General features: G+C 67.2%; 2 protein-coding genes. Both read left to right on the plus strand.

Features of this window, described 5'->3' with window-relative positions; all coding sequences use genetic code 11:
• A partial coding sequence (locus tag CA951_RS42095; RefSeq protein WP_256974320.1) for a transposase occupies window positions 1-735 on the plus strand: 735 nt, incomplete at its 5' end.
• 25 nt (window positions 736-760) lie between these two features.
• Window positions 761-1,096, plus strand: a 336-nt coding sequence (locus tag CA951_RS42100) for a helix-turn-helix domain-containing protein (protein WP_143543221.1), incomplete at its 3' end; no start/stop codon positions are given.

A 1,096-nucleotide genomic window follows, 5' to 3' on the forward strand; every position in this document is an offset into this window, starting at 1 on the left:
CAAACCGTCAATCGGCTCCACGTCGTGCTCACCCACCTGATCCCTGCGGGCGCTCCCCGCGGACTGAGCGCCGACCGGGCAGCCCAAATGCTGCGCCGGGTGCGTCCCCGCGACGTCGCCGATAGAACACTTCGCGGACTGGCGGTGGATCTGATCTCCGAGGTGCGACAACTTGACCGGCGGATCTCCAAGGCCGCCAGCGACATCGAAGCTGCAGTCGCCGAATCCGGCAGCTCACTGATCGAGCTGTGCGGGATCGGGACCCTGACCGCGGGCAAGATCGTCGCCCGGGTCGGATCGATCCACCGGTTCCGGTCCGCGGCCGCGTTCGCCTCATATACCGGCACCGCTCCGATCGAGGCGTCCTCCGGCGACGTCATCCGGCACCGTCTCTCCCGCGCCGGCGACCGGCAATTGAACTGCTGCCTGCACACCATGGCCATCACCCAGATCAGCCGAGACACCCCCGGCCGCGCCTATTACCGACGAAAAAGAGAAGCCGGCAAGAGCCACAGGGAAGCGTTGCGCTGCCTGAAAAGAAGGCTGTCCGATGTCGTCTACCGAGCTTCTCCGCGATGCGGCAACGGCGCTAGCGGCAGATCCTGGGAGGACAGTCGGGGGCGGCTCTCATGTCCTGGGCGGCCGGCTGACACCCCGCACACCGGCACTTCGGATCAGTCACTTCCCGGACCCACCACAGGCAACTCTACAACCCGCACACAGGTTCCCACTTGACACAGAGAGGTGCCGTGATGCCCCGCTGTCCGTTGAAGGTCGCCGCCGACTCGTCGAGCGGTGCCAGACCCGTCCCATCGCCCACGTCGCCGCCGAAATGGGCATTTCCGGTGCCTGCGCGAGCAAGTGGGTGAACCACTATCGCGAGTTCGGGGAACTCGGACTGCTCGACCGCCCGAGCACCCCGCACCACCAGCCCACCGCCACCCCGGCCGAGATGGTGACGCGGATCGAGACGCTGCGCCGCGACAAGAAGTGGTCGTCCCGACGGATCGCCCTGGAATTGTCCGCAGAGGGCACCAGGATTTCGGTGCGCACCGTCAGCCGCCACCTGGCCCACCTCGGGTTGAACCGCCGCCGG

The sequence above is a fragment of the Rhodococcus sp. NCIMB 12038 genome (genome assembly GCF_002165735.1).
Taxonomy (GTDB): Bacteria; Actinomycetota; Actinomycetes; order Mycobacteriales; family Mycobacteriaceae; genus Rhodococcus_F.